Annotated in this window: 24 protein-coding genes; 6 read left to right on the plus strand and 18 right to left on the minus strand. The window is 73.8% G+C overall.

Annotated features, from left to right (window positions below; all coding sequences use genetic code 11):
• The first annotated feature begins 34 nt into the window (after window positions 1-34).
• Together JQT67_RS07715 and JQT67_RS07720 are read left to right on the plus strand one after the other, a co-directional pair.
• A complete protein-coding gene (locus JQT67_RS07715; protein WP_307864262.1) occupies window positions 35-1,159 on the plus strand; it encodes a DUF998 domain-containing protein in 1,125 nt (374 codons plus the stop codon).
• A complete protein-coding gene (locus tag JQT67_RS07720; protein WP_208064176.1) occupies window positions 1,156-1,371 on the plus strand; it encodes a DUF5302 domain-containing protein in 216 nt (71 codons plus the stop codon). Before JQT67_RS07715 ends, JQT67_RS07720 begins: the two co-directional genes overlap by 4 nt.
• A gap of 25 nt (window positions 1,372-1,396) precedes the next feature.
• On the opposite strand, the gene JQT67_RS07725 is transcribed toward JQT67_RS07720, so the two are convergent.
• From JQT67_RS07725 to JQT67_RS07760, 8 genes are all read right to left on the minus strand, one after another.
• Entirely contained in the window at window positions 1,397-1,978 is a 582-nt protein-coding gene (locus tag JQT67_RS07725) for a CueP family metal-binding protein (RefSeq protein WP_208064177.1), read from the minus strand.
• 1 nt (window position 1,979) lies between these two features.
• Window positions 1,980-2,297 carry a hypothetical protein gene (locus JQT67_RS07730; RefSeq protein ID WP_208064178.1) on the minus strand — a complete coding sequence of 106 codons (318 nt, stop codon included), beginning with the start codon at window positions 2,295-2,297 and terminating at the stop codon, window positions 1,980-1,982.
• A 70-nt stretch (window positions 2,298-2,367) separates the two neighbouring features.
• Window positions 2,368-3,867, minus strand: a complete 1,500-nt coding sequence (locus JQT67_RS07735; RefSeq protein WP_208064179.1) for a PucR family transcriptional regulator — start codon at window positions 3,865-3,867, stop codon at window positions 2,368-2,370.
• A complete protein-coding gene (locus JQT67_RS07740; RefSeq protein WP_208064180.1) occupies window positions 3,864-4,898 on the minus strand; it encodes a DUF917 family protein in 1,035 nt (344 codons plus the stop codon). Before JQT67_RS07740 ends, JQT67_RS07735 begins: the two co-directional genes overlap by 4 nt.
• A gap of 23 nt (window positions 4,899-4,921) precedes the next feature.
• Complete coding sequence (locus tag JQT67_RS07745; protein ID WP_208064181.1) at window positions 4,922-6,031, minus strand: DUF917 domain-containing protein; 1,110 nt, start codon at window positions 6,029-6,031, stop codon at window positions 4,922-4,924.
• Window positions 6,028-7,107 (minus strand): DUF917 domain-containing protein, encoded by a 1,080-nt coding sequence (locus JQT67_RS07750; RefSeq protein WP_208064182.1) that lies wholly within the window; start codon window positions 7,105-7,107, stop codon window positions 6,028-6,030. The genes JQT67_RS07745 and JQT67_RS07750 overlap by 4 nt, the downstream gene beginning before the upstream one ends.
• Window positions 7,104-8,651 (minus strand): hydantoinase/oxoprolinase N-terminal domain-containing protein, encoded by a 1,548-nt coding sequence (locus tag JQT67_RS07755; RefSeq protein ID WP_208064183.1) that lies wholly within the window; start codon window positions 8,649-8,651, stop codon window positions 7,104-7,106. Before JQT67_RS07755 ends, JQT67_RS07750 begins: the two co-directional genes overlap by 4 nt.
• Before the next feature lie 49 nt (window positions 8,652-8,700).
• On the minus strand, window positions 8,701-10,056 hold the full coding sequence (locus JQT67_RS07760) for a cytosine permease (RefSeq protein ID WP_208064184.1): 1,356 nt from the start codon (window positions 10,054-10,056) through the stop codon (window positions 8,701-8,703).
• A 206-nt stretch (window positions 10,057-10,262) separates the two neighbouring features.
• On the opposite strand from JQT67_RS07760, the gene JQT67_RS07765 reads away from it, so the two are divergent.
• Window positions 10,263-11,087 (plus strand): SDR family oxidoreductase, encoded by an 825-nt coding sequence (locus JQT67_RS07765; protein ID WP_021009539.1) that lies wholly within the window; start codon window positions 10,263-10,265, stop codon window positions 11,085-11,087.
• Window positions 11,088-11,090: 3 nt separating this feature from the next.
• On the opposite strand, the gene JQT67_RS07770 is transcribed toward JQT67_RS07765, so the two are convergent.
• Window positions 11,091-11,822, minus strand: a complete 732-nt coding sequence (locus tag JQT67_RS07770; protein WP_208064185.1) for an MBL fold metallo-hydrolase — start codon at window positions 11,820-11,822, stop codon at window positions 11,091-11,093.
• 50 nt (window positions 11,823-11,872) lie between these two features.
• Here JQT67_RS07770 and rmuC point away from each other — a divergent pair, with 50 nt between their 5' ends.
• From rmuC to JQT67_RS07785, 3 genes are all read left to right on the plus strand, one after another.
• Window positions 11,873-13,324, plus strand: a complete 1,452-nt coding sequence (rmuC, locus tag JQT67_RS07775; protein ID WP_208064186.1) for a DNA recombination protein RmuC — start codon at window positions 11,873-11,875, stop codon at window positions 13,322-13,324.
• 4 nt (window positions 13,325-13,328) lie between these two features.
• Window positions 13,329-13,976, plus strand: coding sequence for an NUDIX domain-containing protein (locus JQT67_RS07780; protein WP_208064187.1), 648 nt, complete (start codon window positions 13,329-13,331; stop codon window positions 13,974-13,976).
• A 93-nt stretch (window positions 13,977-14,069) separates the two neighbouring features.
• The gene (locus JQT67_RS07785) at window positions 14,070-14,660 is read left to right on the plus strand and encodes a MarR family winged helix-turn-helix transcriptional regulator (protein WP_208064188.1); all 591 of its coding nucleotides are present in this window, start codon (window positions 14,070-14,072) and stop codon (window positions 14,658-14,660) included.
• Here the strand turns inward: JQT67_RS07785 and JQT67_RS07790 are convergent.
• The 9 genes from JQT67_RS07790 to idi are packed head-to-tail and all read right to left on the minus strand — an operon-like array spanning window position 14,657 to window position 22,201.
• Window positions 14,657-15,076, minus strand: a complete 420-nt coding sequence (locus JQT67_RS07790; RefSeq protein WP_208064189.1) for a pyrimidine dimer DNA glycosylase/endonuclease V — start codon at window positions 15,074-15,076, stop codon at window positions 14,657-14,659. The genes JQT67_RS07785 and JQT67_RS07790 overlap by 4 nt on opposite strands.
• Window positions 15,073-16,602: an SDR family oxidoreductase gene (locus tag JQT67_RS07795; protein ID WP_208064190.1), complete on the minus strand. Its 1,530-nt coding sequence runs from the start codon at window positions 16,600-16,602 to the stop codon at window positions 15,073-15,075. The genes JQT67_RS07790 and JQT67_RS07795 overlap by 4 nt, the downstream gene beginning before the upstream one ends.
• On the minus strand, window positions 16,599-17,498 hold the full coding sequence (locus JQT67_RS07800) for a prenyltransferase (RefSeq protein ID WP_208064191.1): 900 nt from the start codon (window positions 17,496-17,498) through the stop codon (window positions 16,599-16,601). Before JQT67_RS07800 ends, JQT67_RS07795 begins: the two co-directional genes overlap by 4 nt.
• Window positions 17,491-17,823: a lycopene cyclase domain-containing protein gene (locus JQT67_RS07805; protein WP_208064192.1), complete on the minus strand. Its 333-nt coding sequence runs from the start codon at window positions 17,821-17,823 to the stop codon at window positions 17,491-17,493. Before JQT67_RS07805 ends, JQT67_RS07800 begins: the two co-directional genes overlap by 8 nt.
• The gene (locus JQT67_RS07810) at window positions 17,820-18,158 is read right to left on the minus strand and encodes a lycopene cyclase domain-containing protein (RefSeq protein ID WP_208064193.1); all 339 of its coding nucleotides are present in this window, start codon (window positions 18,156-18,158) and stop codon (window positions 17,820-17,822) included. Before JQT67_RS07810 ends, JQT67_RS07805 begins: the two co-directional genes overlap by 4 nt.
• On the minus strand, window positions 18,155-19,735 hold the full coding sequence (crtI, locus tag JQT67_RS07815; protein ID WP_208064194.1) for a phytoene desaturase family protein: 1,581 nt from the start codon (window positions 19,733-19,735) through the stop codon (window positions 18,155-18,157). The genes JQT67_RS07810 and crtI overlap by 4 nt, the downstream gene beginning before the upstream one ends.
• Window positions 19,732-20,640, minus strand: coding sequence for a phytoene/squalene synthase family protein (locus tag JQT67_RS07820; protein WP_208064195.1), 909 nt, complete (start codon window positions 20,638-20,640; stop codon window positions 19,732-19,734). Before JQT67_RS07820 ends, crtI begins: the two co-directional genes overlap by 4 nt.
• Window positions 20,637-21,656 (minus strand): polyprenyl synthetase family protein, encoded by a 1,020-nt coding sequence (locus tag JQT67_RS07825; protein ID WP_208064196.1) that lies wholly within the window; start codon window positions 21,654-21,656, stop codon window positions 20,637-20,639. Before JQT67_RS07825 ends, JQT67_RS07820 begins: the two co-directional genes overlap by 4 nt.
• The gene (gene idi, locus JQT67_RS07830) at window positions 21,653-22,201 is read right to left on the minus strand and encodes an isopentenyl-diphosphate Delta-isomerase (RefSeq protein WP_208064197.1); all 549 of its coding nucleotides are present in this window, start codon (window positions 22,199-22,201) and stop codon (window positions 21,653-21,655) included. Before idi ends, JQT67_RS07825 begins: the two co-directional genes overlap by 4 nt.
• Window positions 22,202-22,261 lie beyond the last annotated feature (60 nt).

Raw genomic sequence — 22,261 nt, forward strand, 5'->3', positions numbered from 1 at the left:
CGCGCGGTGGGCGCGGCATGGTTCGATCGGATGCGTGGAGGCCGTCACGAGCGTCGAGCTGCGTCGCGAGGCGCGCGCGATCGCCGCGGCGTGGGCCTCGTTCGCCGTCGGCGGGCTGTTCGCGCTCGTGGCGGTGTGGGGTGAGCCGAGGCCGATCGCGGGAGAGGGCTCCGTCGCGCTGCCCGCGGCGGGCATCGTGGCGCTCATCACCGCAGGGGCCTTCGCACTCAGCACGCTCCTGCACCGGCGCGACGAGGCGGGCCCGATGCCGCCGTGGCAGCGCTCCGTCTCGCGTATCTCGACCGTGGCGCTCGCCGTCGGCTTCGCGGCGGTCGCCTACCTCGGCACGCTCACGGGCGCCGAGATCCTCGCCCGCGGACTGCAGGGGCTCGAGGTGCCGGCGATCGGCGGCGCGCTGCTCACCGGGGTCGCGAGCGCCGCCGGCGGCTGGCTCGCCTACCGGGCGGGCATCGAGCTGCGCACGCGCGACCTCGCGACGCTGCTGTTCGGCTTCCTCACGATCGGCACCGTCTTCGCGATGCTCACCGCGGCCGATCCGCGCTGGTGGGAGCGCCACTTCTCCGACCTCGGCGCAGGCTCGGGCGCAGGATCGTGGGCATTCAACGGCACGGTCGTCGTCGCAGGGCTGCTCGTCGCGACGATCGGCTCGTACATCGGCCGCGACCTGCACCGCTGGCTCGGCGACCGGGCGCTGCGCGGCATCGCGAGCGTCGTGGTGCTCTTCGCGCTCACGGGCCTCGCGCTCGCGTGCGTGGGCCTCTTCCCGGTGCAGGCGGCACCGCTGCCGCACAACATCGCGGCGTTCGGCACGCTCGGCCTGTTCGCCGCCTCCGCGGCGGCCGTCATGCTCGTGATGCCGCTCCGGCCGCGGGCCCTCGTGCTGACGACCGCGGGGGCCGCGGCGGGGATCGTCGTCGCGCTCGCGCTGTGGCGGCCGCTCGAGGTCTACTCCGCCGCCGGCCTCGAGGCCGTGGCGGTCGGCATCGCGTTCGCGTGGCTCACGACGCTCGTGCGCACGATCGGCGCCCTCGCTCCCGACGCATCCCGCCCCTCGCGCGTGCCGAGCCTGCTGCGCCGAGGCCCGACAGGGCGGCCGGACTCGACATCGTCACCGGCAGGCGGCAAGGTGGGGTCATGAGCGAGAACGAACCGGCAGCGGCACACGCGCCCCAGGACACCCCGGAGGGCGTCGAGAGCGCCGAGCAGGCGCAGCGCCGCAAGTTCCGCGAGGCGCTCGACAAGAAGAAGCTCGGCCACCACGGCCAGGGCATGGCGCCGCAAGGCGGCGTGCAGGGCGCCCACTCGGGCCCCGCGGTGCAGAAGCGCGTCCACCGCCGCAAGAGCGGCTGAGCGCCGACGAGCCGAGCTGCGCGCCTCAGCGCAGCGCGAGCGTCGTGATGCAGGTCGGGGCGTCTGCGGACGTCGACAGCGTCGCGACACCCATCATTCCCGCGTGCTCGATCTCGATCGAGCCGCGGAGGTCGCGGGGCAGCCAGTAGCCCACGAAGCCGTTGTCGAACGTCTGGGTGCTCTCGTCCACGATCACCGCGCCGGATGCGTCCGTGATCGTCACGCGCACCGGCTCGCGCGAGAGCTCACCCTGGCACGTCGTGAGGCTGTGGAAGTGGCACTCGTGGGTCTGCTCGACGTAGGGCGCGATCGAGACGTAGGCGAGGTCGTCGGGCAGCGGCAGCGACGTCTCACCACGCTCGTCCTCCAGCACGAGCGCATCCGGCCGCACCGACGCGATGAGGGTCGTCGAGCGCTCCGAGACCGCCACGCGGTCGAGCACGTCGATGACCTCGACCGCGGTGAGCCCGGCCAAGCCATGGTCGGCCAGGACGTCGTCGGTCGCCGAGCTCGCCGCCGCGTCCTGCGGAGCGGGCACCGCTGTGCAACCGGCGAGCACGGCGATGCCGACGGCGGCCAGCGCGGTGAGCGATCGTCGCGAGCGCACGTCAGAGCCGGTCCAGCAGCGCGCGCATGGCGTCGATCTCCGCCCGCTGGTCGCGCACGACGGCCTCCGCGAGGCGGACGACCGCGGCGCGCTCGAGCGCCTCGAGGTCCGCGGGCGACATCATCCCCTCGGCCGTGCCGCTGCGCGAACCGTGACCGACGTCCGCGCTCCCGCGATCCTGACCCCACGCGTCGAGCTGCTCGATCTCGGGAGCGTGCGCCGCCCTGATCTCCTCGACGACCCGCGGGTCGTCGCCCTCGATCCCGAGCGCGGCGACGGCCGCAGCCGGCACGGCGATGCGAGTGAGTCCTCCCGGCACGGCGTCCCCTTTCGACAGCGCCAGTATACCCCTAGGGGGTATCGCAGACCAGCCGGACGACGCAGGCGCGTCAGCGCGCCGGTGCCGCGCGCACCGCGAGCTGCAGGGCGAGGCGCACCTCCGGGTCGGCGAGATCCATCCCGAGCTCCTGCCCGACGCGCGCGATCCGCTGCGCGACGGTGTTGCGGTGGATGCCGAGGGCGCTCGCGGTCGCCGCGAGCGACGACTCGTGGTCGAGATAGGCGGCGAGCGTGCGGCGGTCGTCGATGCGCAGCGGCTCGAGCAGTCCTCGCGCCGCCGGGAGGAAGGCGTCGCTGCCCGTCCACGCCAGGAGCAGCTGGTCGATCCCGAGCCGATCGACGTGCAGGAACCAGTCGGCGGCGGAGCGGTCCGCCGCGAGTCGCGCGGCGTCCATCGCCTCGTGGATGGTCTGCGCGAAGCCGGCGACGCCGCGCTGCAGCGTGCCGACGCCCGTCGCGACCGGCAGCTGTAGCAGCCACGCGCCGTGCCGCTCGCGCAGCGCGGCGATGGCGGCGCTGAGCTCAGCGCGCGAAGGCGCGCTCGAGAAGCTCAGCCACCCGACGGCCCCAGCGCCGCGGATCGTCGAGTGCGCGCGCACCCGCAGCGCCGCGAGGCTCGGGCGGAGGAGGCGCAGCACCTCGAGCGGCTCGGCACGACCACGTCCCTGCACGGCGAAGCCGACGTGCCAGCCCTCGGTCGTCCACCCGCGCTCGGCGACGCGGCGGTCGAGCTCGACGTCGTGGCTCGCGGACGGATCCAGGAGCTCGCTCAGGAGCGACGACGAGCGCGAGGCATCGTCGCGCTCCTCGACCTCATCGATGAGGATGCGGGCCGCGACTGCAGGCATCGCGATCTCGGCTGCAGAGGCGAGCGCCGCGAGCTGCCGCAGGCTCAGCGCGCGACCGTGGAACGCCAGGCGCAGCCGGTCGGAGCCCTTGCTGTCGACACGCACCGAGGCGACGGTGCCCGCAGGATGCTCGAGCCGATCGACCCAGCGGTCGAAGTCGATGTGCGCCAGGACGCTCGGATCGAGCTCCGGACCCGCTTGCTGCACGATGCCGTGCGGAGCGACGAGCGCGACGCCGTGGCCGATGCCCGCGGCGAGGTGCCGGAGCTGGTCGGGCAGGTCGCGCGCCGCGTACTGGATCGTCTGGGCCACGCGTCGCACGAGCGAGAGCGCCAGGGCGTCGGCGCTCGTCGTGAGCTCCCAGCACGTCCTTGCGAGCGAGGTGGGCCGCGCTGCGCGGACGAGGGTGAGCCCGACGCGAGCGGCGAGGCTGGCGGTGCCGGCCGAGACGGCGGTGCCGCCCGGCAGCGCGAGACCGGTGATGCCGAGGTCGCGCACGCGCCGCACGAGCGCGTCGAGCTGCCACGCGCGCGTCGCGCTCGCCGTCACGATGATCGCGAAGGTCGCCGCGGATGCTCGCTCGAGCGTCGACTCGTCCGGCTCCACCTCGACGCGGTCCCAGGTGTCGGCCGCACGGACGAGGACCTCGATGCCGCCGTGGCCGGGCTGCTCGAGGAGCGCGTCGAGGTGCAGGGCACTCATGCCGCGACCTCGTCGAGCCCGTCGAGGCCGTAGCGCGAGGGCAGCACGCGCTCGAGCCGTTCCGGCCGAGTCGACCACCAGGCGGGCGCTTCGAGGCCGAGCACCGCGACGCTGCGGCCCGCGGCGATCTCCTCGACCTGCAGGATCGCGCCGGACTGCGGATCGACGACGTCGACGATGTCTGGCGAGCGCGCGACCACGGCGCCGTCGACGAGGCACGCCACGACCTCTGAACGGGCGACCAGCCGCACCGCGGCGCCGTCGTCGGCCGCGATGTCGATGACGCGCACGCGGACGTCCGCGGGGTCTGGCCCGACGTGCGCGACTCGCCCGAGAGCGAGGGCACGAGCGCCGATCGCGGCGACGCGCGCAGCGATCGCGTCGTGCGATCCCCACGCCTCGCCGAGCGCCCGGGCGCGAGCGAGCGTGCCATGGATCGCGTGCTCCTCGAGGTCCCCGACGGTGAATCCGCCGATGACGATCCCGGCCCATCCGCCCGCCGCCTGGAATGCGGCGCGCAGCACGTGCTCGACGTCGGCGGGGCGCGCGTCGGTGAGGAGCAGCGAGCCGCGCCGCCAGGCCGAGATCGCGATCGCGATGCCGGGGAGGTCGTCGACGAGGATCGAGAACTGGTCGAGGTCGGGGAGCGCCCGCCCCATGAGGTCGGCGTCGACGAGCGCGAGGTCACCGGCGACCTGCAGCGGCGCGAGCGCGTTCATGCCGCCCGCCTCCGTGACGCACACCGCCGCCGCTCGGGTGCCCGTCCACCGGTCGATCGTCTCGATCGCATCGTCGAACAGATCGCTGCCGGGCAGCCGCTCGCCGAAGACCATGGTCGAGCCCCCGACGCCGACGGCGACGCACGGCGTCGAGGGGTCGAGGTCGTGCACGTCGTGCACCGAGAGCGGCCAGCTCACCGCGCTGCCGGCGCTGAGCGCCATCAGCCGCGGGGTGCCGCCGCCCCCGCCGCCCAGGAGCGATGCGCCGATGCCGAGCGCCGCGAGGTCGTCGCGCTCCAGCGTCCACCCCATGCGTCCAGCCTACGGCGCAGCAGTCACGCCCCCGCGGTGGCGGGCTGCACCTCCACGGGCACGAACGGCTCGTCGAGCCCGAAGGCCGCGGGACCGAACGCGGCGAGCGCCCCCGGCGTGCGCATCATGTCGGGCGTCGAGATCCCGAGCACGCGCACGCGCTGGCCATAGCGGAGTCCCTCGGTGGTGATGGGCTCGGCGCTGTCCGCATCCAGCACGCAGATGAGGTCGGGCACGATCGCGACCGTCTCACCGCCGCGCTTGGCGATGAGGTTCTCGTTCTGGAACTGCACCTCGAGCGCCTCGCCACCGCCGTCGATCGGGTCGATGCGCGCGCGGCCCTTCGCGAAGCCGTCGGTCGTTCGACGTTCGACATCGGCGACCTTGCCGTGGAAGAGCTCCCGGACATGGCTGTAGAGCGTCGTCGCGAGGCACGCGGCGATCGCATCGAACGGCGAGCGGTGCTCCTCGCGCGCCTCGCGGATCGCGCGCCCGAGGGCGAGTGCCATCGAGAGCGTGCGCGGAATCGCGGTGCGGCGCACATCGGCCCCCGACATCGCGTATTCGGCGATGTGGCCGACCCCGCCGAGGCGGATCGTGATCGCGCGCGCGAGCCACTCCATCTGCCGATCGTCGTCGCCGGTGTCGATGATGACCCGCTCGCCCCGCTCGCCCGCGAGGGCGAGCGGGGACCCGTGCACACCGTAGACGGCGAACGTCTCCATCGACAGCTCCGGGAAGGCCCGCCCCATGCCGTCGGCGTCGACGACCGGCAGACCGGTCTCGGCGGCCACGACGAGCGGGATCATCGAGTTGATCCCGCCGCACTCGATCGGCATCGTCGCATCCGCCGCCCTGCCGAGGTGCTCCTCCAGGATGCGCAGCGCGAGGGTCGGCTCGGTGCCGGCCGGGATCTTCTCCACCATGACGGTCGGCGCGCCCATCTGCGCCGTCGGGATGACGAAGCAGTCGTCGGCGAGGTCCTCGGGATCCAGCACCGTGATCGCGCGGTCGCCGAGCACCTGCTCGACGAGCCGGCGGCCGATGTACGGGTCACCTCCGCCGCCCGTGCCGAGCAGGGTCGCGCCTCGGGCGAGGTCGCCGAGATCGGTCGCGCGGAGCTCGAAGCTCATGCGGCCACCTCCTGGATCGAGCCGTCGAACCGGGTCGGCGGGCAGTCGTAGCCGAAGTACGCGGGACCCGCGAGCGCGATGCCGCCCTCGGAGTGCCAGCGCTCGTCGGCCGGCGCGGCCACGACGCGCACGCGCTGGCCGTAGCGCAGGCCCTCGGTCGTGATCGGCGCGCCGGAGTCGTGCTCGAGCACGACGATGAGGTCCGGCGTCGTGACGAGCACCTCATCGTTGAGCGTGGCGACGAGGTGCTCGTTCTGGAAGGAGAGCGTGAGCGCGCCCGCGTCGCCCGTGATGCGCGCGCTGCCGCGCGCGAAGCCGGTCGTGGTGGCGCGCGCGACGTCGACGACCTTGCCGGCGAAGAGCTCGCGACCGCCGAGCCGGTCGACGACGGCCGCGACCGGATCGACGTTCGCGCTGCGGGCGCGCTCGATCGCGTCGCCGAGCTCGACGCACAGCGAGAGCGAGCCGGCCACGAGCGACTCGCGCGCTTGGGCCCCGCTCATCGCGAAGCCCGAGATCATCACCGAGCAGCCCATCTCGACCGCCGCGACGCGTGCGATGCGCTCGGTCCACAGGTTGTCGACCGTCGAGAGCACGGCCGTGTTGCCCTTGTCGTCGGCGATCCCGAGCGGCGAGGCGGTGATGCCGTAGAGGGTCGGCAGCACCATCTGCAGCTCGGGGAACGCGCGGCCCATGCCGTCGCCGTCGAGCAGCGGGAGGCCGAGCATCGCGGCGGCGGCGACGGGGATCGTCGAGTTGACACCGCCGACCTCGGCGCATGCGATGTGCGTCGGCCGTCGGTCGAGCTGCGCCGCGAGCGCCTCGATCGCCGCGACGACCTCGTCGACGTTCGGCAGCTTCTCGACCATGACGGTCGGGGCGCCCATCATCGCCGCGTTCACGACGACGGCGTCGTCGGGCAGCGACGCGAGCGGCACGACCTCGACGCTCCCGTCGCCGATCGCCTGCCGCGCGAGCAGGGCGCCGACGTAGGGGTCGCCTCCACCGCCCGTGCCGAGGACCGCGGCACCGAGAGCGAGTCCCGGGATGGAGTCGGCGGTGATGTGCCAGCTCATCGGCCCATGTCCAGGTCGCCGACCGCCTTGGCGCGCACGCGCGTGGCGTTGCCGGGGAGGTAGGGCAGCGGCACTTCGTCGAAGTCGACGATCTGCACGCTCTGCGGCGTCGCGCCCGCGGCGATCGCCTTGTCGACGGCCTCCTGCCGCACGTCGTCGAGGATCGCATCGCGCCGACCGGGGTCGACGGCGACCACCTTGTCGATCTCACCGCCCACCTGCGCGATCGACGCGCCGATCGCGTTCGCGACCGCGTAGTTGTCGGGGCGCTGCACCGCTCCGAAGATCGGCAGCACGTCCGGTAGGAGGATCGAGCCGCCGCCGACGGCGACCACGGGGATGGGCTCGGACGACGTGCGCATCCGGTCGACCGCCTCGGTGACGCGCTCCGCGATGCGGTCGATGACGGCGAGCGCGAAGGAGCGCTCGATGTGGCGCACGCGGTCGACATCCCCGATCTCGACGCGGCCGGCGGCGACCGCGATGTCGGTCGCCGTGAGCGTGGATCCGCCGAACACGAGCGCCTCACTCGTCAGGCGGTACCCGACGGAGGTGGGGCCGACCTCGCGGGACTCCTCGTGCACGTGGCTCCCGCCGCCGATGCCGAGCGACAGCACGTCCGGCATCCGGAAGTTCGTGCGCACGCCGGCGACGGTGACCTCGGTCGACGTCTCGCGCGGGAAGCCCTTGACGAGCAGGCCGATGTCGGCGGTCGTGCCGCCCACGTCGATGACCGCGCAATCGGTGAGGCCGCTCGTCGCCGCGGCGCCTCGCATCGAGTTGGTGGGACCCGAGGCGAACGTCGCGACGGGATAGCGGCGCACGAACTCCTCGTCCATGAGCGTGCCGTCGTTCTGACTCAGGAAGATCGGCGCGGCGATGCCCTGCGCTCGCACAGCTGCGCTGAGCCCGTCGACGATCTCGACCGCGAGCTCGCGGAGCGCCGCGTTGATCACGGTCGCGTTCTCGCGCTCGAGCAGACCGATGCGACCGATCTCGTGGCTGAGCGAGATCGCGGCGTCGTCGCCGAGCTCCTCGCGCACGACCTCGGCGGCCGCGAGCTCGAGGTCGTGGTTGACCGGGCTGAACACGCTCGAGATCGCCACCGAGCGGATGCCGTTGGCGGCCATGTCGGCGGCGTGGCGGCGCAGCTCGTCGGGGTCGAGCGGCGAGATCGGACGGCCGTCGAACTCGTAGCCGCCGTGCGCGAGGTAGGTGCGCGCCTGGATCGCCTCGCGCAGCTCGCCCGGCCAGTCGACGAGCGGCGGAAGAGCGCGCGTCGCCGGAAGGCCGAGACGCAGCGCCGCAGTCGGAGCGAGGCCGCGAGCCTGGACCAGCGCGTTGATGAAGTGGGTCGTGCCGATCATGACGGCCGTGATCTCGACCCCCTCGAACGGCCGGTCGGCGCGCAGCGACTCGATCGCCGCGACGATGCCGCTCGTCACGTCGGCGCTCGTCGAGCGCTTGACGCTCGCGAGCACGCGCGATCCCTCCATGAGCACGGCGTCGGTGTTCGTGCCGCCGACGTCGATTCCGATGTGCATCGCGAGTGTCCCCTTGGTTCCGGTCCGGTGTGCTTGCTGGTTCGGCGCGTCAGCGCTCGGTGGCATCGACGACGGGGCTCGCCGCGCCGCCGATGGCGACGTCGTTGTCGGTCGCGACCTCGCCGATCCCTCGCACGAGGCCGAGCTTCCCCGCCACGACGTAGAGCACGAAGGAGAGCACGAGTGCGGTGATCGACGGGATGCCCCACGTCACGAAGTAGCCGACGAGGCTCGACAGGAGCCAGACGACGAGCGTCGCGGGGACGATGCGCGGAGCGGTTGCCGGCAGTGTGCCTGCCTCGCGCGTGGCGTCGAGCGCGGGGCGGAAGCGCCGCACGACGAAGTACTCGGCGAGCAGGATCCCGGCGATGGGCGGGAACGCCGCGGCGAGCACGGTGAGGAAGGGGATGAAGCCCTGCAGGATGCCGAAGGCGGCGAGCAGCGTGCCGACGACTCCGATCACGATGGTCGTCGCGAGGTGCGGCAGCCTGCGGTTGAAGGCCGTCGAGACGAAGTTCACGAGGCCGAGCACCGACGAGTACAGGTTCCAGTCGTTGATCTTGAGCGTGCCCGTGACGATGATGAGCAGGCCGACCCAGCCGACCGCCGACGTCACGATCGCCACGATGTTGCCGCTCTGCGCGGCATGGGCGAGGAGCACGCCGGCCATGCCGATCACAAACTCGCCGAGGGTGATGCCGACGACCGTGACCTTGACCACGTCCCCGGGCGTCCGGTTGAAGCGCGTCATGTCGCTCGTGATGATCGCGCCCACGATGAAGCCGCCAGCGACGACGCCCGCGCCCGCGAAGACCGACATCGGCTCGCCTGCCGGAGCGCTGTTCATCAGGTCGACGATCGAGTGCTGGCTCAGCTCGCTCACGATCGACCAGCCGACTAGCACGAGGAAGAGCGGCACCGTGATGTTCGCGAGCAGCTGCATCCCCTTGAAGCCGAACGCGACCACACCCGTGACCGCGAGGCCGAAGATGATCGACCAGGCGGGGATCGGCATGACGTCGGGCATGAGCGAGTCGAGCGACTCGGCGGAGATGGCGCTCTGGATCCCGAACCAGCCGATGAGGCTCATCGCGATCGCGAGGCCGACGAGCGACGAGCCGATCTCGCCGAACCCCGTCCAGCGAGTGAGGAGCGACGTCTGCATGCCTTCGCGCTGCCCGACGATCCCGACGAGGATGATGACGACCTCGAGGATGATGGAGCCGAGCAGGAACGCGAGCGCCGCATCCCAGAAACCCATGGCGTAACCGAGCGTGGCGCCGAGCAGGAACTGCGAGAGCGCGGAGACCTGGCCGAATCGCTGCACCGCGATGCCGAACCAGTGCCTGCGCGCCCCCTTGGGCACGCGCTGCAGCGAGTAGTCGTCGTGGGCCGTGGCTTCCATCGCGCCACCCTCCTGATCGAAGCGGTCGATGGCGCCACGGTATGGGCGTCGCGGAGCGCTCGCCATGTGCGGAGCGCTGAAGATTGGCGTCGCAATATGCGAAGTGCACAGTCACAGGAGAGGCGGGACGGGGCGCGGCGGTTCGCCGGGGGTGCGATCATCGGGCTGATGCCGGGCAGGACCGGCACGGTTCGAAGGAGAGCACCTTGGCACGCACAGCGATCATCACGGGCGCCGCATCCGGCATCGGGCGGGCGACGAAGCAGCTGCTCGACGAGCGCGGCTACCGCACCGTCGGCGTCGACCTCGCGGGCAGCGACGTCGACGGCGACCTCTCGACGCCCGCGGGCCGTCGCGCGGCGGCCGACGCCGCCCTCGCCGCCGCGGGCGGTGAGGTCGACGTGGTGGTCGCGAGCGCAGGCATCGCTGCGCCGATCGCCAAGACCGTCGCCGTGAACTACTTCGGCGTCACGGAGTTCCTGGACGCCCTGCGGCCGGCGCTCGCGCGCTCCGCCGCACCGCGCGTCGGCATCACCTCGTCGTTCTCGTCGCTGCAGCCGACGTCGGCCGAGCTCGTCGACGCGCTGCTGGCCGGCGACGAGGCGAAGGCGCTCGAGATCGGCGGCGCCGCCGAGGCCCAGGGCCCGCAGGTGGGATTCATCAACTACAGCGGCTCGAAGCGCGCGATCAGCCGCTGGGCGCGGAGGGTCGCGCCGACCGCCGAGTGGGCGGGCGCGGGGATCGCGGTGAACTGCGTCGGCCCCGGCATCGTGGAGACGGCGATGACGGCGGATCTCATCCGCGACATGGGCGATGCGCTCGACGCGCAGCTGCCGATGCCGCTCAACTACCACGCGAAGCCCGAGACCGTCGCGGCGCTGCTCGCCTGGCTCGTGAGCGAGGAGAACACCCACGTCACCGGTCAGACGATCTACGTCGACGGCGGCGCCGAGGCGCTGCTGCGCGGCGATGACATCTTCAGCGCACTGCCCGACGTCGGCGGCGAGGCGCCCGGCGACGCGCCCGCGTAGGCGTCAGCCGGCCTCGGCCAGGTAGCTGAGCTGCGCCGCGGTCGACGCCTCGGCGGCGAACCGCACGTCCGGATCGAGGTCGGCGTAGACGAGGTCGACGACGTCCCCGACCGTGGCGTCGGCCGCGCTCGTGCCGAGCTCGCGCAGCGCCCGCCGCACCTGCTCGAGGCGCTCGAGCCGGTGCGCGCGGTACTGCCGCGCGATCGCGGCGACCGAGGGCAGCGGGTCGCCGTGGCCGGGCAGCACCTCGAGGTCGCCGAGCTCCTCGAGCTTGTCGAGGCTCGCGAGGTAGGGCGCGATCGCACCGTCGGGGTGCATGATCACGGTCGTGCCGCGGCCGAGGATCGTGTCGCCGGTGAGCACCGCGCGGTCCGGCACGACGATGCTGACGGAGTCGTGCGTGTGGCCGGGGGTCGCGAGGATCTGCAGCTCGGCGTCGCCGACGGGGATCCACTCGCCGTCGACGAGCGGCGAGCCACCGTGGCACTGATCGGCGTCGAGGCCGCGCAGCACCGCGCCGGTCGAGCGCGCGAGCTCGCGCGCCGACTCCGTGTGGTCGGTGTGCTTGTGCGTCACGAGGATCAGCCGCGGCGCGAGGTCGACGAGCCGCTCGACGTGCTCGGCATCGGCGGGACCCGGGTCGACGACGACCTCGCCGCCGAGCACGTAGGTGTTCGTGCCGTCGAGGGTCATGGGACCGGGGTTCGGGGCGACGATGCGCTGGATCTCCACCATGCGATCGAGGGTAGCCCCGGCATGTCACCGGCATCTGGTGCCATGGGGGCATGGATCCGCTCCTGGTCGTCGCCGCCCTGCTCGGGATGCTGCTCGCCGGCGCGCTCGGCGCGCTGCTCGGCTCGCGCGTCGGCCGTGCCCGCGCCGACGCCGCGCACGCGGCGAGCGCCGCCGAGCTCGAGGTCGCGCGCAGCCGGCTCGAGCTCATCGAGGGCGAGCGCGCTCGCGAGCGCGACGTGGCCGAGCGCCGGCACGCGGCGCAGCTCGAGGAAGTGCGCGCCGAGGCGGCGCAGCGGCTCGCCGAGGAGCGCGAGCGCGGCCGCGAGGCGATCGCCGAGCTGCAGCAGGACGCGCGGCGCCGCGCCGACGAGTTCGCGAAGCTCTCGAGCGCCGCGCTCGAGCGCAACTCGGCGCTCTTCCTCGAGCAGGCGGAGGAGCGCCTCCGTCGCTCCCAGAGCGAGGGCGCGGCCGAGCTCGCGAAGCGGGAGCGGGCCGTGCAGCAGCTCGTCGAGCCGCTCTCGAAGTCGCTCGAGTCGGTGCGCTCGGAGGTCACGGCCGCCGAGAAGGCGCGCGCCGAGGCGAACGCCGCGCTCGCCGAGCAGCTGCAGCTCATGCGGTCGAGCTCCGAGCGGCTCTCGACCGAGACCCGCCAGCTCGTCACGGCGCTGCGGGCACCGCAGGTGCGCGGCCGCTGGGGCGAGCTGCAGCTGCGACGCGTCGTCGAGGCGGCCGGCATGCTCCAGCACGTCGACTTCACCGAGCAGGCGCACCACGTCACCGACGACGGCGCGCTGCGCCCCGACATGCTCGTGCACCTGCCCGGCGACAAGCAGGTGATCGTCGACGCGAAGGTCGCCTTCGCGGGCTACCTCGAGGCGATGGAGGCGAGCGACGACGCGACGCGCGACAAGCGGCTCGACGCGCACGCGCGGCACCTCCGCGACCACATCGACCAGCTCGGCTCGAAGGGCTACTGGGAGGCGGTGCCCGGCAGCCCCGAGTTCGTCGTCATGTTCGTGCCCGCCGAGCCGTTCCTCAACGCGGCGCTCGAGCGCGACCCGACCCTCTTCGAGCGGGCCTTCGAGCGCAACGTCGTGCTGGCGACGCCCGCGACCCTCGTCGCGCTCCTCCGCACGGTCGGCTACACCTGGCGGCAGGAGCAGCTCGCCGGCGAGGCGCTGCAGGTGCTCGAGGTCGGCCGTGAGCTGCACAAGCGGCTCGGCACGATGGGCACCCACCTGACGAAGCTCGGCAGCAGCCTCAACCGCACGGTCGAGGCGTACAACGCCTTCAACGCATCCCTCGACCGCAACGTCGTGACCCAGGCCCGGCGGTTCTCGAGCCTGCAGGGCCTCGAACCGTCGCTCGAGCGGCAGCCGCCGCTCGAGGTGCTCGCGGTCGCCGCGCAGAAGCCCGACGTGCACGCCGACGACGCGATCCGCGACATGGCGCGCACGGAGGCCCGGGATGCCGCGGGATCGGGGCCCTCGGCGGTAGCGTGAGCGCGTGACCGAGATCCCCGTCGCCGCGACCCTCGTGCTCGTGCGCGACGGGCACGCCGGCGCCATCGAGGTGCTGCTGCTCCAGCGGCCCGACCGCGGCTCCTTCCCGGGCGGCTGGGTCTTCCCCGGCGGCCGCGTCGAGCCGGTCGACGAGGCGGCCGACGAGGAGACCACGGCGCGCAACGCCGCGGTGCGCGAGACGGCCGAGGAGAGCGCGCTCGTCGTCGACCCCGAGTCGCTCGTGCCGCTGTCGCAGTGGATCCCGCCCGAGCAGCTCTCGACGAAGTTCCACACGTGGTTCTTCGTCGCCCGCGCGCCCGAGGGCGAGCTGCGCCTGCAGCAGGCCGAGGCGATCGACGCGACCTGGATCCGGCCGGCGGATGCGCTCAAGCGGCACGGGAAGGGCGACCTGCGGCTCTTCCCACCCACGTGGGTGACGCTCGACACGCTGCTGCCGTTCCCGACCGTCGACGCGGCGCTCACCGCCATCGCCGGCCGCGAGCCGCAGCGCTACGCGACGAAGCAGGACCCCGCCCGCGCGCTCGCCATCTGGGAGGGCGACGAGGCGTACGACGGCGGTGCCGACTCCGAGGAGGGGCCGCGGCACCGGCTGCACGTCGGCGCGCTGCCGTGGCGGTTCGAGCGGCGCTGACCGGGGTCGAAGCGGCCGACTCCGTCGGCGGCGCACCGTCCTGAGCAGATGCTAAGCCTGGCGAACTATGAGCCGCAGTAGTACCATCGGCTCATGAGTGAGGTGGTGCGCGACGTCGATCGCGACCTCATGGACCCCCGCCGCCTCGACGCATCCGCCGGCCTCGTGCGCGAGCAGGGTCTGAGCGACGCCGAGGTCGACGAGATCACCGACCTCTTCCACGCGCTGCGCCGCTGGCACCGCACCTCCGCCGCGCACAGCGAGGCGAGCCGTCGCTACATGCGGCTCGGCGAGAACGACATGCGCGCGATCCGGTACGTGATGTCGGCCGGGCACGACGGCGGCATCGTGACCTCGTCGATGATCGCCGAGCACCTCGGGATCACGGGACCGTCGGTGACGAAGCTGCTCGACCGGCTCGAGCACGGCGGCCACATCCGCCGCGAGCGGCATCCGCGCGACCGCCGCGCGCTCTCGATCGTCGTGACCGACGAGACCCGCGCGCAGGCGACCGCGTCGGTGGGCGCCGATCACGCGCGGCGCTACGCCATCGCCGCCGCGCTCTCGCCGGAGGAGCGCCGGGCAGCGACGAAGTTCCTGAGCCTGCTCGCCGACCTGCCGGTCGTCGAGCACCATGCGGCCGACTCGGAGGCATCGGCCCGGTCGCCGCGCGAAAGCGACTAGGGCCGCTCCCACTCCGCGACCGGCCCCGGCTCGACCGTGAAGAGCGGATGCGGCACGGGGCGTCGGGCGTACCGGAGCCGCTCGGGCGTGCGCTTGGCGAGCTTCGCCCGCAAGTGGATCCACTCGAACTCGAGCTGGCCCTCGGTGACCGTCATGCGGGGCGCGGGTCCCGGCATGTCGATGCGGGAGCGGTCGAAGCGGTAGCCGCGGGCCTCGGCGGCGTCGGCGACTCCGGCGAGGTAGGCGCCGATCGCCACGACCGGATCGGGCTGCTCCCGGAACCGCTGCAGCTGCGGGTGGCGGGTGTAGCCGCGCGTGCGGCCGGCGAGCACCGCTTGGGCGAGCAGTGCCTCTCGCCAGCACGCGGTGAGCCCCGGCCGATCGAGCAGGCCGGGGTGGAGCGACCAGATCCTCACGAGCGGGCCTCCGCCGCCGCGACGATGCGGCTCGCCATGACCTCGAAGATCACCTGGTGCGCGGGCACGAGCGACCACCAGTAGAGGCGACCGCTCAGCCCGCTCGGCAGGAACACCGCGCGCTGGCGGTAGTGCGCGCCGCTGCCGCGCGGGGTCACCTCGAACTCGATCCACGCGCGGCCCGGCACCCGCATCTCGGCGCGCAGCCGCAGCAGTCGCCCGCGCTCGATGCGCTCGACGCGCCACCAGTCGACGACGTCGCCCTCGCGGAGCGCCTCCGGGTCGCGGCGGCCGCGGCGCAGCCCGACGCCGCCGACGAGGCGGTCTGCGAGGCCGCGGATGCTCCACAGCAGCGGCACCGAGTACCAGCCGCGCTCGCCCCCGATCGACTCCACGACGCGCCAGACCGACTCCGGTGACGCATCCGTCGACCGCTCGCGCGCATCCTCGAAGACGGTCGATCCCGACCAGGCCGGGTCGCTCGGCAGCGGATCGGAGGGGGCGCCCGCGGGGCTCGCCGAGCGCCAGCTCGACTCGATGTCGCCGGAGCGCTCGCGCGCGAGCGCGAGCCGCACGGCGTGCCGGTAGCCGGTGAGGCCGGCCGCGGGCGGCGGGATGACGGCGTCGATGCGGCGCTCCTCGACCACGCAGTCGTGCAGCAGCGAGCCGATGAGGGGCACGGCGATCGCGCGCGGGACGGGCGTGACGAGGTTGACCCACTGCGACGCGAGCCACGGCGTGAGCACCGGGAGCGGTGCGATCGGCCGCTGCGGCAGGCCCGCCTCGAGCGCGTAGCCGTTCATCACCTGACCGTAGCGCAGCACGTCCGGGCCGCCGATGTCGAAGGCGCCGTGCACCTCGCTCGGCACCGTGGCCGCGCGCACGAGATAGTGCAGCACGTCGCGCACCGCGATCGGCTGCACGAAGTTGCGCACCCAGCGCGGCGCGGGCATGTAGGGCAGCACCTCGGTGAGGTGGCGGATCATCTCGAAGGAGGCTGAGCCGGAGCCGATCACGATGCCTGCCTCGAGGACGATCGTGGGCACGCCGGAGGCGAGCAGCGTCTCGCCCACCGCGACGCGCGAGGCGAGGTGCCTCGAGAGCCGCTCGCCCTCGGGGTGCAGGCCCGAGAGGTAGACGATGCGCTCGACGCCTGCGGCCCGGGCCGCCGCCGCGACGTGCCGCGCCTGCGCGAGCTCGGCGGCCTCGAAGTCGCCGCCAGCGCTCATGGCGTGCACGAGGTGGAAGACGACCTGCTGCCCCTCGAACGCCGCCGCGAGCGTCGACGGGTCCTCGAGGTCGCCCCGCACCACCTCGACCTCGCGGGTCCAGGATGCGTCGGCGAGCCTGCGGGGATCCCGCGCGAGTGCGCGCACGCGGTGCCCCGCGAGGGCGAGCCGCGGGATGAGGCGCCCGCCGACGTAGCCGGTCGCGCCGGTGACGAGCACCGATCGGCGCTCCGCCTCGGGAAGCCGCTCGACCGGCGGCTCGGGCGCGAGCCCGCCCGCGTGCGCGCGCTCGCTCATCGCGCGAGCATCGCCCACGCGATGCAGAGCATCGTGACGAGGAACCCGCAGCCGTAGTTGACCCAGAGGAAGCGCCGCCAGCCGCGGTTCGCCGCGGCGCTCGACGCGTCGTCGACGCGCCAGAACGGCGCCGCGAGCACGATGTACGGCACGGCGACGAGCGCGCCGAGCGACGCGGGCCATGGCGCGAGCAGCATGAGCGAGCCCGCGACCGCCCACAGCGCGATCGCGAGCCGCACGGTCGCGCGCGCGCCGAGCACCGTCGCGATCGAGGCGATGCCGCCCTCGCGGTCGGGCACGACGTCCTGCACGGCGCCGAACGCGTGGCTCGCCATGCCCCAGCAGAAGAACGCGACCAGGATCGCGACGAGCTGCGGCGTCCAGTCGGCGCCCGCGAGCACGAGGCCGTAGACGGCCGGGCTCACGAAGTGGGTGCTCGAGGTGATCGAGTCGAGCACCGGCACCTCCTTGAAGCGCAGCCCCCGCGCCGAGTAGGCGACGACCGCGAAGAGGCTCACGGCGAGCACGGCCCACGACACCGGGTCGCCCAGCCCGACGAGCGCGACCACGAACGGCACCGAGAGCCCGATCGACCAAGCGAGCGTCGCGCGGTGCGTCTCGGGCGGCAGCAGCGCACCCTCCACGCCGCCCTTCCGCGGGTTCTTGGCGTCGGATGCGTAGTCGAAGACGTCGTTGATGCCGTACATCGCGAGGTTGTACGGCACGAGGAAGAAGAGCGTGCCGATGATCGTGCGGACGTCGACGGTGCCGGTGGTGAGCACCATCGCGGCGGCGAACGGGAAGGCGGTGTTGATCCAGCTCACCGGGCGCGAGGCGAGCAGCAGCCGGCGGGCGAGGCCGGGGCCGGTGACCGCGCCCTCGGCGACCTCACGCATCCGTCGCCTCCGACGCGTCGTCGCCCCTGCGCGCGGCCCGGCTCGGCAGCAGCGTCCAGATGGCGGCGGCGAGCAGCACGGCGATGAGCGCGTAGCCGAGGTCCTCGATCGGCGCGAGGGCGATGTGCGGGCCGAGGAGCTTCGCGTCGTCGTAGCGGAAGAGGTCGGCCGCGATCATGAGCGAGTCGAACACGATCGTGAGGGCGAGCACGATCGCCGCGGCGATCGCGAGCGCGCCCCACCGGCGGCGGTCGCGGCGCAGCGCGAGCAGCGCCGCGACGATCGAGGCGGCGAGCAGCGGCGCGAGCACGAGGATGTAGCTCACGCGCGCTCCTCGACCCGGGCGCGGCGGTTCGCCAGCAGCCGCTCGCCGGCCGCGAAGGCGACGAGCGAGACGTAGGCGAGGAAGGCGATGAAGAAGAGCTCCTCGATCGGCAGGTGCGGCAGCACCTCGAAGCCGGTCATCCAGGGCGACGCCCCGAGCCGGAAGTTGCCGGTCGCGATGCACGCGAGGTCGGTGATGAGCAGCACCGCGGCGGTGCCGGCGACCGCGCCGAGCGCGCGCAGCGGGTCGGCGAAGAGCGCGAGCCGCCACCGCGCGTCGAGGAGGCCGACGCAGAAGGCCGAGACGACGATCGCACCGAGGTAGACGAAGCTCACGGCCGCTGCCCCGCCCGCTCGGGCTCGAGCGGCTGCAGCGGGCCGGTCGAGCGCTCGCCGCGCACGTGCTTCACCACGAGCTCCGCCGAGATGAGGCACATCGGCACGCCGATGCCGGGGACGGTCGTCGAGCCCGCGAGCAGGAGGTCGCGCACCGACGCGTGCTTCGTCGAGCCGCGGAGGAACGCCGACTGCCGGAGCGTGTGGGCCGGGCCGAGGGCCGTGCCGCGCCACGCGTCGAGGTCGGCCGCGAAGTCGGCCGGACCGACGGTGCGGCGCGTGACGACCCGCTCGGCGAGCCGCTCGATGCCCGCCCACTCGGCGATCTGCGCGATCGCGCGATCGGCGATCGCCTCGACCGCGGCGTCGCCGGCGCCGTCGACGCCGCCGCGGCCGAGCCGCGGGTCGGCCGGCACGGGCACGAGCACGAAGAGCGCCTCGTGGCCGGCGGGCGCGACCGAGGGGTCGGTGGCGGAGGTGCGGCTGACGTAGAGCGACGCGGGGTCGGTGACGCCGTCGGCCGGGTCGGCGGCGGGCGGGCCGAAGATGCGCCCGAAGCCGTCCTCCCAGTCGCGCGTGAACAGCAGCGTGTGGTGCTCGAGCTCGAGCAGCTCGCCCTCGACGCCGAGCATGACGAGCACGGCGGAGGGGCCGGCGACGCGCTTCGCCCAGCGGCGTCGGGCGCGCTCGGCGACCCCGGGCACGTGCGGGAGCAGCTTCGTGTCGGTCGCGTGGCCGTCGGCGGCCGAGACCACGAGGTCGGCGTCGATGCGCTCGCCGCTCTCGAGCAGCACGCCGCGGGCGGCGCCCTGCTCGACGACGATGCGACGCACGCGCGCGCCGGTGCGCAGCTCCGCGCCCGCCTCGCGCGCGAGCCGGGCCATCGCCTCGACGAGCACGCCGAAGCCGCCCTGCGGGTACCAGACGCCCTCCACGAGGTCGAAGTGGCTCATGAGGTGGTACATCGAGGGCGCCGACCTCGGCTCTGTGCCGAGGAAGACCGCGGGGTAGCCGAGCGCCTGCCGCAGCCGCACGTCGCGGAACGATCGCGCGACGCGGGAGTGCAGGGTCTCGACGAGCAGCCGCGCGAGCGTCGGCAGCCGGGTGCCGACGCCGACCCCCGCGAACGCGCCCGGCGAGTCGAAGCGGTTCGAGAGCAGCCCCGAGGTCGCGAGCTCGGCGGTCTCGCTCGCCGAGCGCAGGTAGCGCCGCAGCTCCTCCCCCGCGCCCGGCTCGATGCGCTCGAACGCCGCGATCGTCGCCTCGAGGTCGCCGGAGACCTCGAGCGGCTCGTCGACGCCCTCGTAGAGCACCTTGTAGGCCGGGTCGAGCCGCACGACGTCGACCTCCGCCTCGAGGCTCGAGCCGAGCATCCGGAACGCGTGCTCGTAGGGCTCGCGCATGAGCATCCATGACGGCCCGGTGTCGAACGTGAAGCCCTTCGAGCGCCAGGTGCCGGCGCGGCCGCCGAGCGCCTCGCCCTGCTCGACGAGCACGACCTCGTGGCCGTCGCGCGCGAGCAGGCCAGCGCTCGCGAGCCCCGCGATGCCGCCGCCGATCACCACGATGCGGCTCATCGGGCCGGCTCCAGCCGCGCCTCGCGCGCGCTCGTCGCGCGGGCGACGCTCGCGCCGAGCGCGGCTCGGGCGACGATCGCCGCCTTCTCGGCGCTCGGCACGCTGATGCGGCGCCGGGGCAGCTCGTCGGCGGGGGTCGCGCGGATGCGTCGGGCGAGCGCCGCGAAGAGGCCGTGCGCGGCGAGCACGGCCGGGCGCGCCTCGCGCGGCAGCAGCGGCACGGTGTCGCGCGCGATGCGCAGCTCTCCCTCGAGCCGGTCGAGCACGCGGCCGACGGCCTCCTCGGTCGGATGCGCCGGGTCGACGCCCGGCAGGTACGCGCGGCCGAGGCCGTCGGCGTCGGCGCCGATGTCGCGCAGGAAGTTCACCACCTGGAAGGCGGAGCCGAGGGCGCGGGCGCCGCGGTCGACGCGCCGCGCCTCGGCGTCGGGCAGCCGCCGGCCGCCGAGGAAGCAGCGCACGCACATGAGGCCCACGACCTCGGCGGAGCCGTAGACGTAGCTGCGCAGCTCGCGCTCGTCGCGGAACGCGACGGGCTCGAGATCGCGCCGCATCGCCGCGAAGAAGGGCGCGGTCTGGTCGGCCGTGATGCCGACCCGGCGGGCCGTCTCGGCGAAGGCGTGCACGACGAGGTCGGCGCTGAAGCCGGTCGCGACCGCGCGCTCCACCTCGCGCTCGAGCGCGTCGAGCACCTCGCGGCATGAGCGGGTGTCGAGGCCCGACTCGGCGCCGGGCCCGTCGACGATCTCGTCGGCGACGCGCACGAGCGCGTAGACGCTCGCGATGTCGCCGCGCATGACGGGCGGCAGCAGCCGGCTCGCGAGCCCGAACGACGTCGAGTACGCCTCGATGACCGTCGCGCTCGCGCGCCGGGCGGTGCGCGTGTAGAGGTCGAGGCCCGTCATCGTCCCCGCTCCACGCAGCGCGCGAGGATCCGCAGCAGCTCGTCGCGCACCGACTGCTCGACCGGGGCCGCGACGAGCAGCGCGCGCACCTCGTCGGCCCCATCGGCGATGCGGCGCTCGACCTCGTCGAGCGCGCCGCTGCCGCGCATGACGTGCCGCACTCGCGCGGCGGCGCCCTCGTCGGCATCCGCGTCGCCGTAGTGGCTCGCGACGCTCGCCCAGGCCGGATCGCGGCTCGCGAGCGCCGAGAGCAGGGTCGGCGCTCCGGCGCGGATGTCGCTCAGCGTGCTCTTGCCGGTGATCGCCTCGTCGCCGAAGACGCCGAGCACGTCGTCGCGCAGCTGGTAGACCACGCCCATCCGCAGGCCGATGTCGCCGAGCGCGGCGATCGCGGCATCGTCGCGGCCGCCGAGCACGGCGCCGAGCTCGAGCGGAGCGCGGAAGGAGTAGTCGGCGGTCTTGCCCTCCAGGATGCGGTCGATCGCGGCGTGGTCGGGCGTCGCGCCGGCGAGCAGGACGTCGTCGTGCTCGCCCTCGGCGGCGCGCACCATCGCTCGCGTGACGATCCCGAGCACGCGCGAGCGCATCGCGCTGGGCGCGTCGAGCGAGCCGAGCGAGGCGATCGCTCGCACGAGCAGCGCATCGCCCGTGACGATCGCGGCGGCGAGGCCGAGCCGCTCGGCCCGCGCCGGCGCGAGGCCGGCCTCGGCGGCGAGATCGCGCGCCTCGCGCGCGACCGAGGGCTCGCCGCGACGCTCCTCGTCGCCGTCGATGACGTCGTCGTGCACGAGCAGCGCCGCGTGCAGCAGCTCGATCGCCGCCGCGACGGCGACGACGGCGTCGCGATCGGCGCTGCGGCCGGCCGCAGCCATCACGAGACGGGGGCGGAGCAGCTTGCCGCCGGCCGCGGCCCGGGCCGCCGCGGCCTGCACGGGGTGCGGACCCGTCGGCGCGGCGAGCTGCGCGATGCGCTGCTCGACCTCGGCGAGCAGCGTCGGTGCGTCGACGGCGGTCACGACGCGCCCGCGAGCGCGTCGAGCTGCTCCGCCTGCAGCACGAGCCAGGGGCTGAAGGCCCACGGCGTGGCGACGACGCTCGTGCGGAGGTCGTCGGGATCGACCCACTGCCACTCGGCGACCTCGCTCGGCTCGGGTTCGAGCGGGCCCGCGATGCGGCCGACGAAGACGGGGCAGCGCTCGTGCTCGACGATGCCGCTTGCGTCGACCGCGCGGTACGCGAAGTCGGGCAGCACGAGCCGCAGGTCGCTCGCGCTCGTGCCGAGCTCCTGCTGCAAGCGCCGCTGCACAGCGTCCTCGAACGACTCCCCGGGCGCGGGGTGCCCGCAGCAGCTGTTCGTCCACACACCGGGCCACGCCCGCTTCTCGAGCGAGCGGCGCGTGATGAGCAGCCGGCCCTCGTCGTCGAGCAGGTAGCACGAGAACGCGAGGTGCAGAGGCGTCGAGTCGGTGTGCACCGTCGCCTTCGGGGCCGAGCCGATCGGCGTGCCGTCGTCATCGAGCAGCACGACCAGCTCGTCGTCGTTGAGCGGCGGGTTCTTCATGCCCCGAGAGTAGCAAACACTTAGCCATTGCAACTATGAGTTGTGGCAATAGAATGAGCG

This window comes from Agrococcus sp. TF02-05, from assembly GCF_017565345.1.
Lineage (GTDB): Bacteria > Actinomycetota > Actinomycetes > Actinomycetales > Microbacteriaceae > Agrococcus > Agrococcus pavilionensis.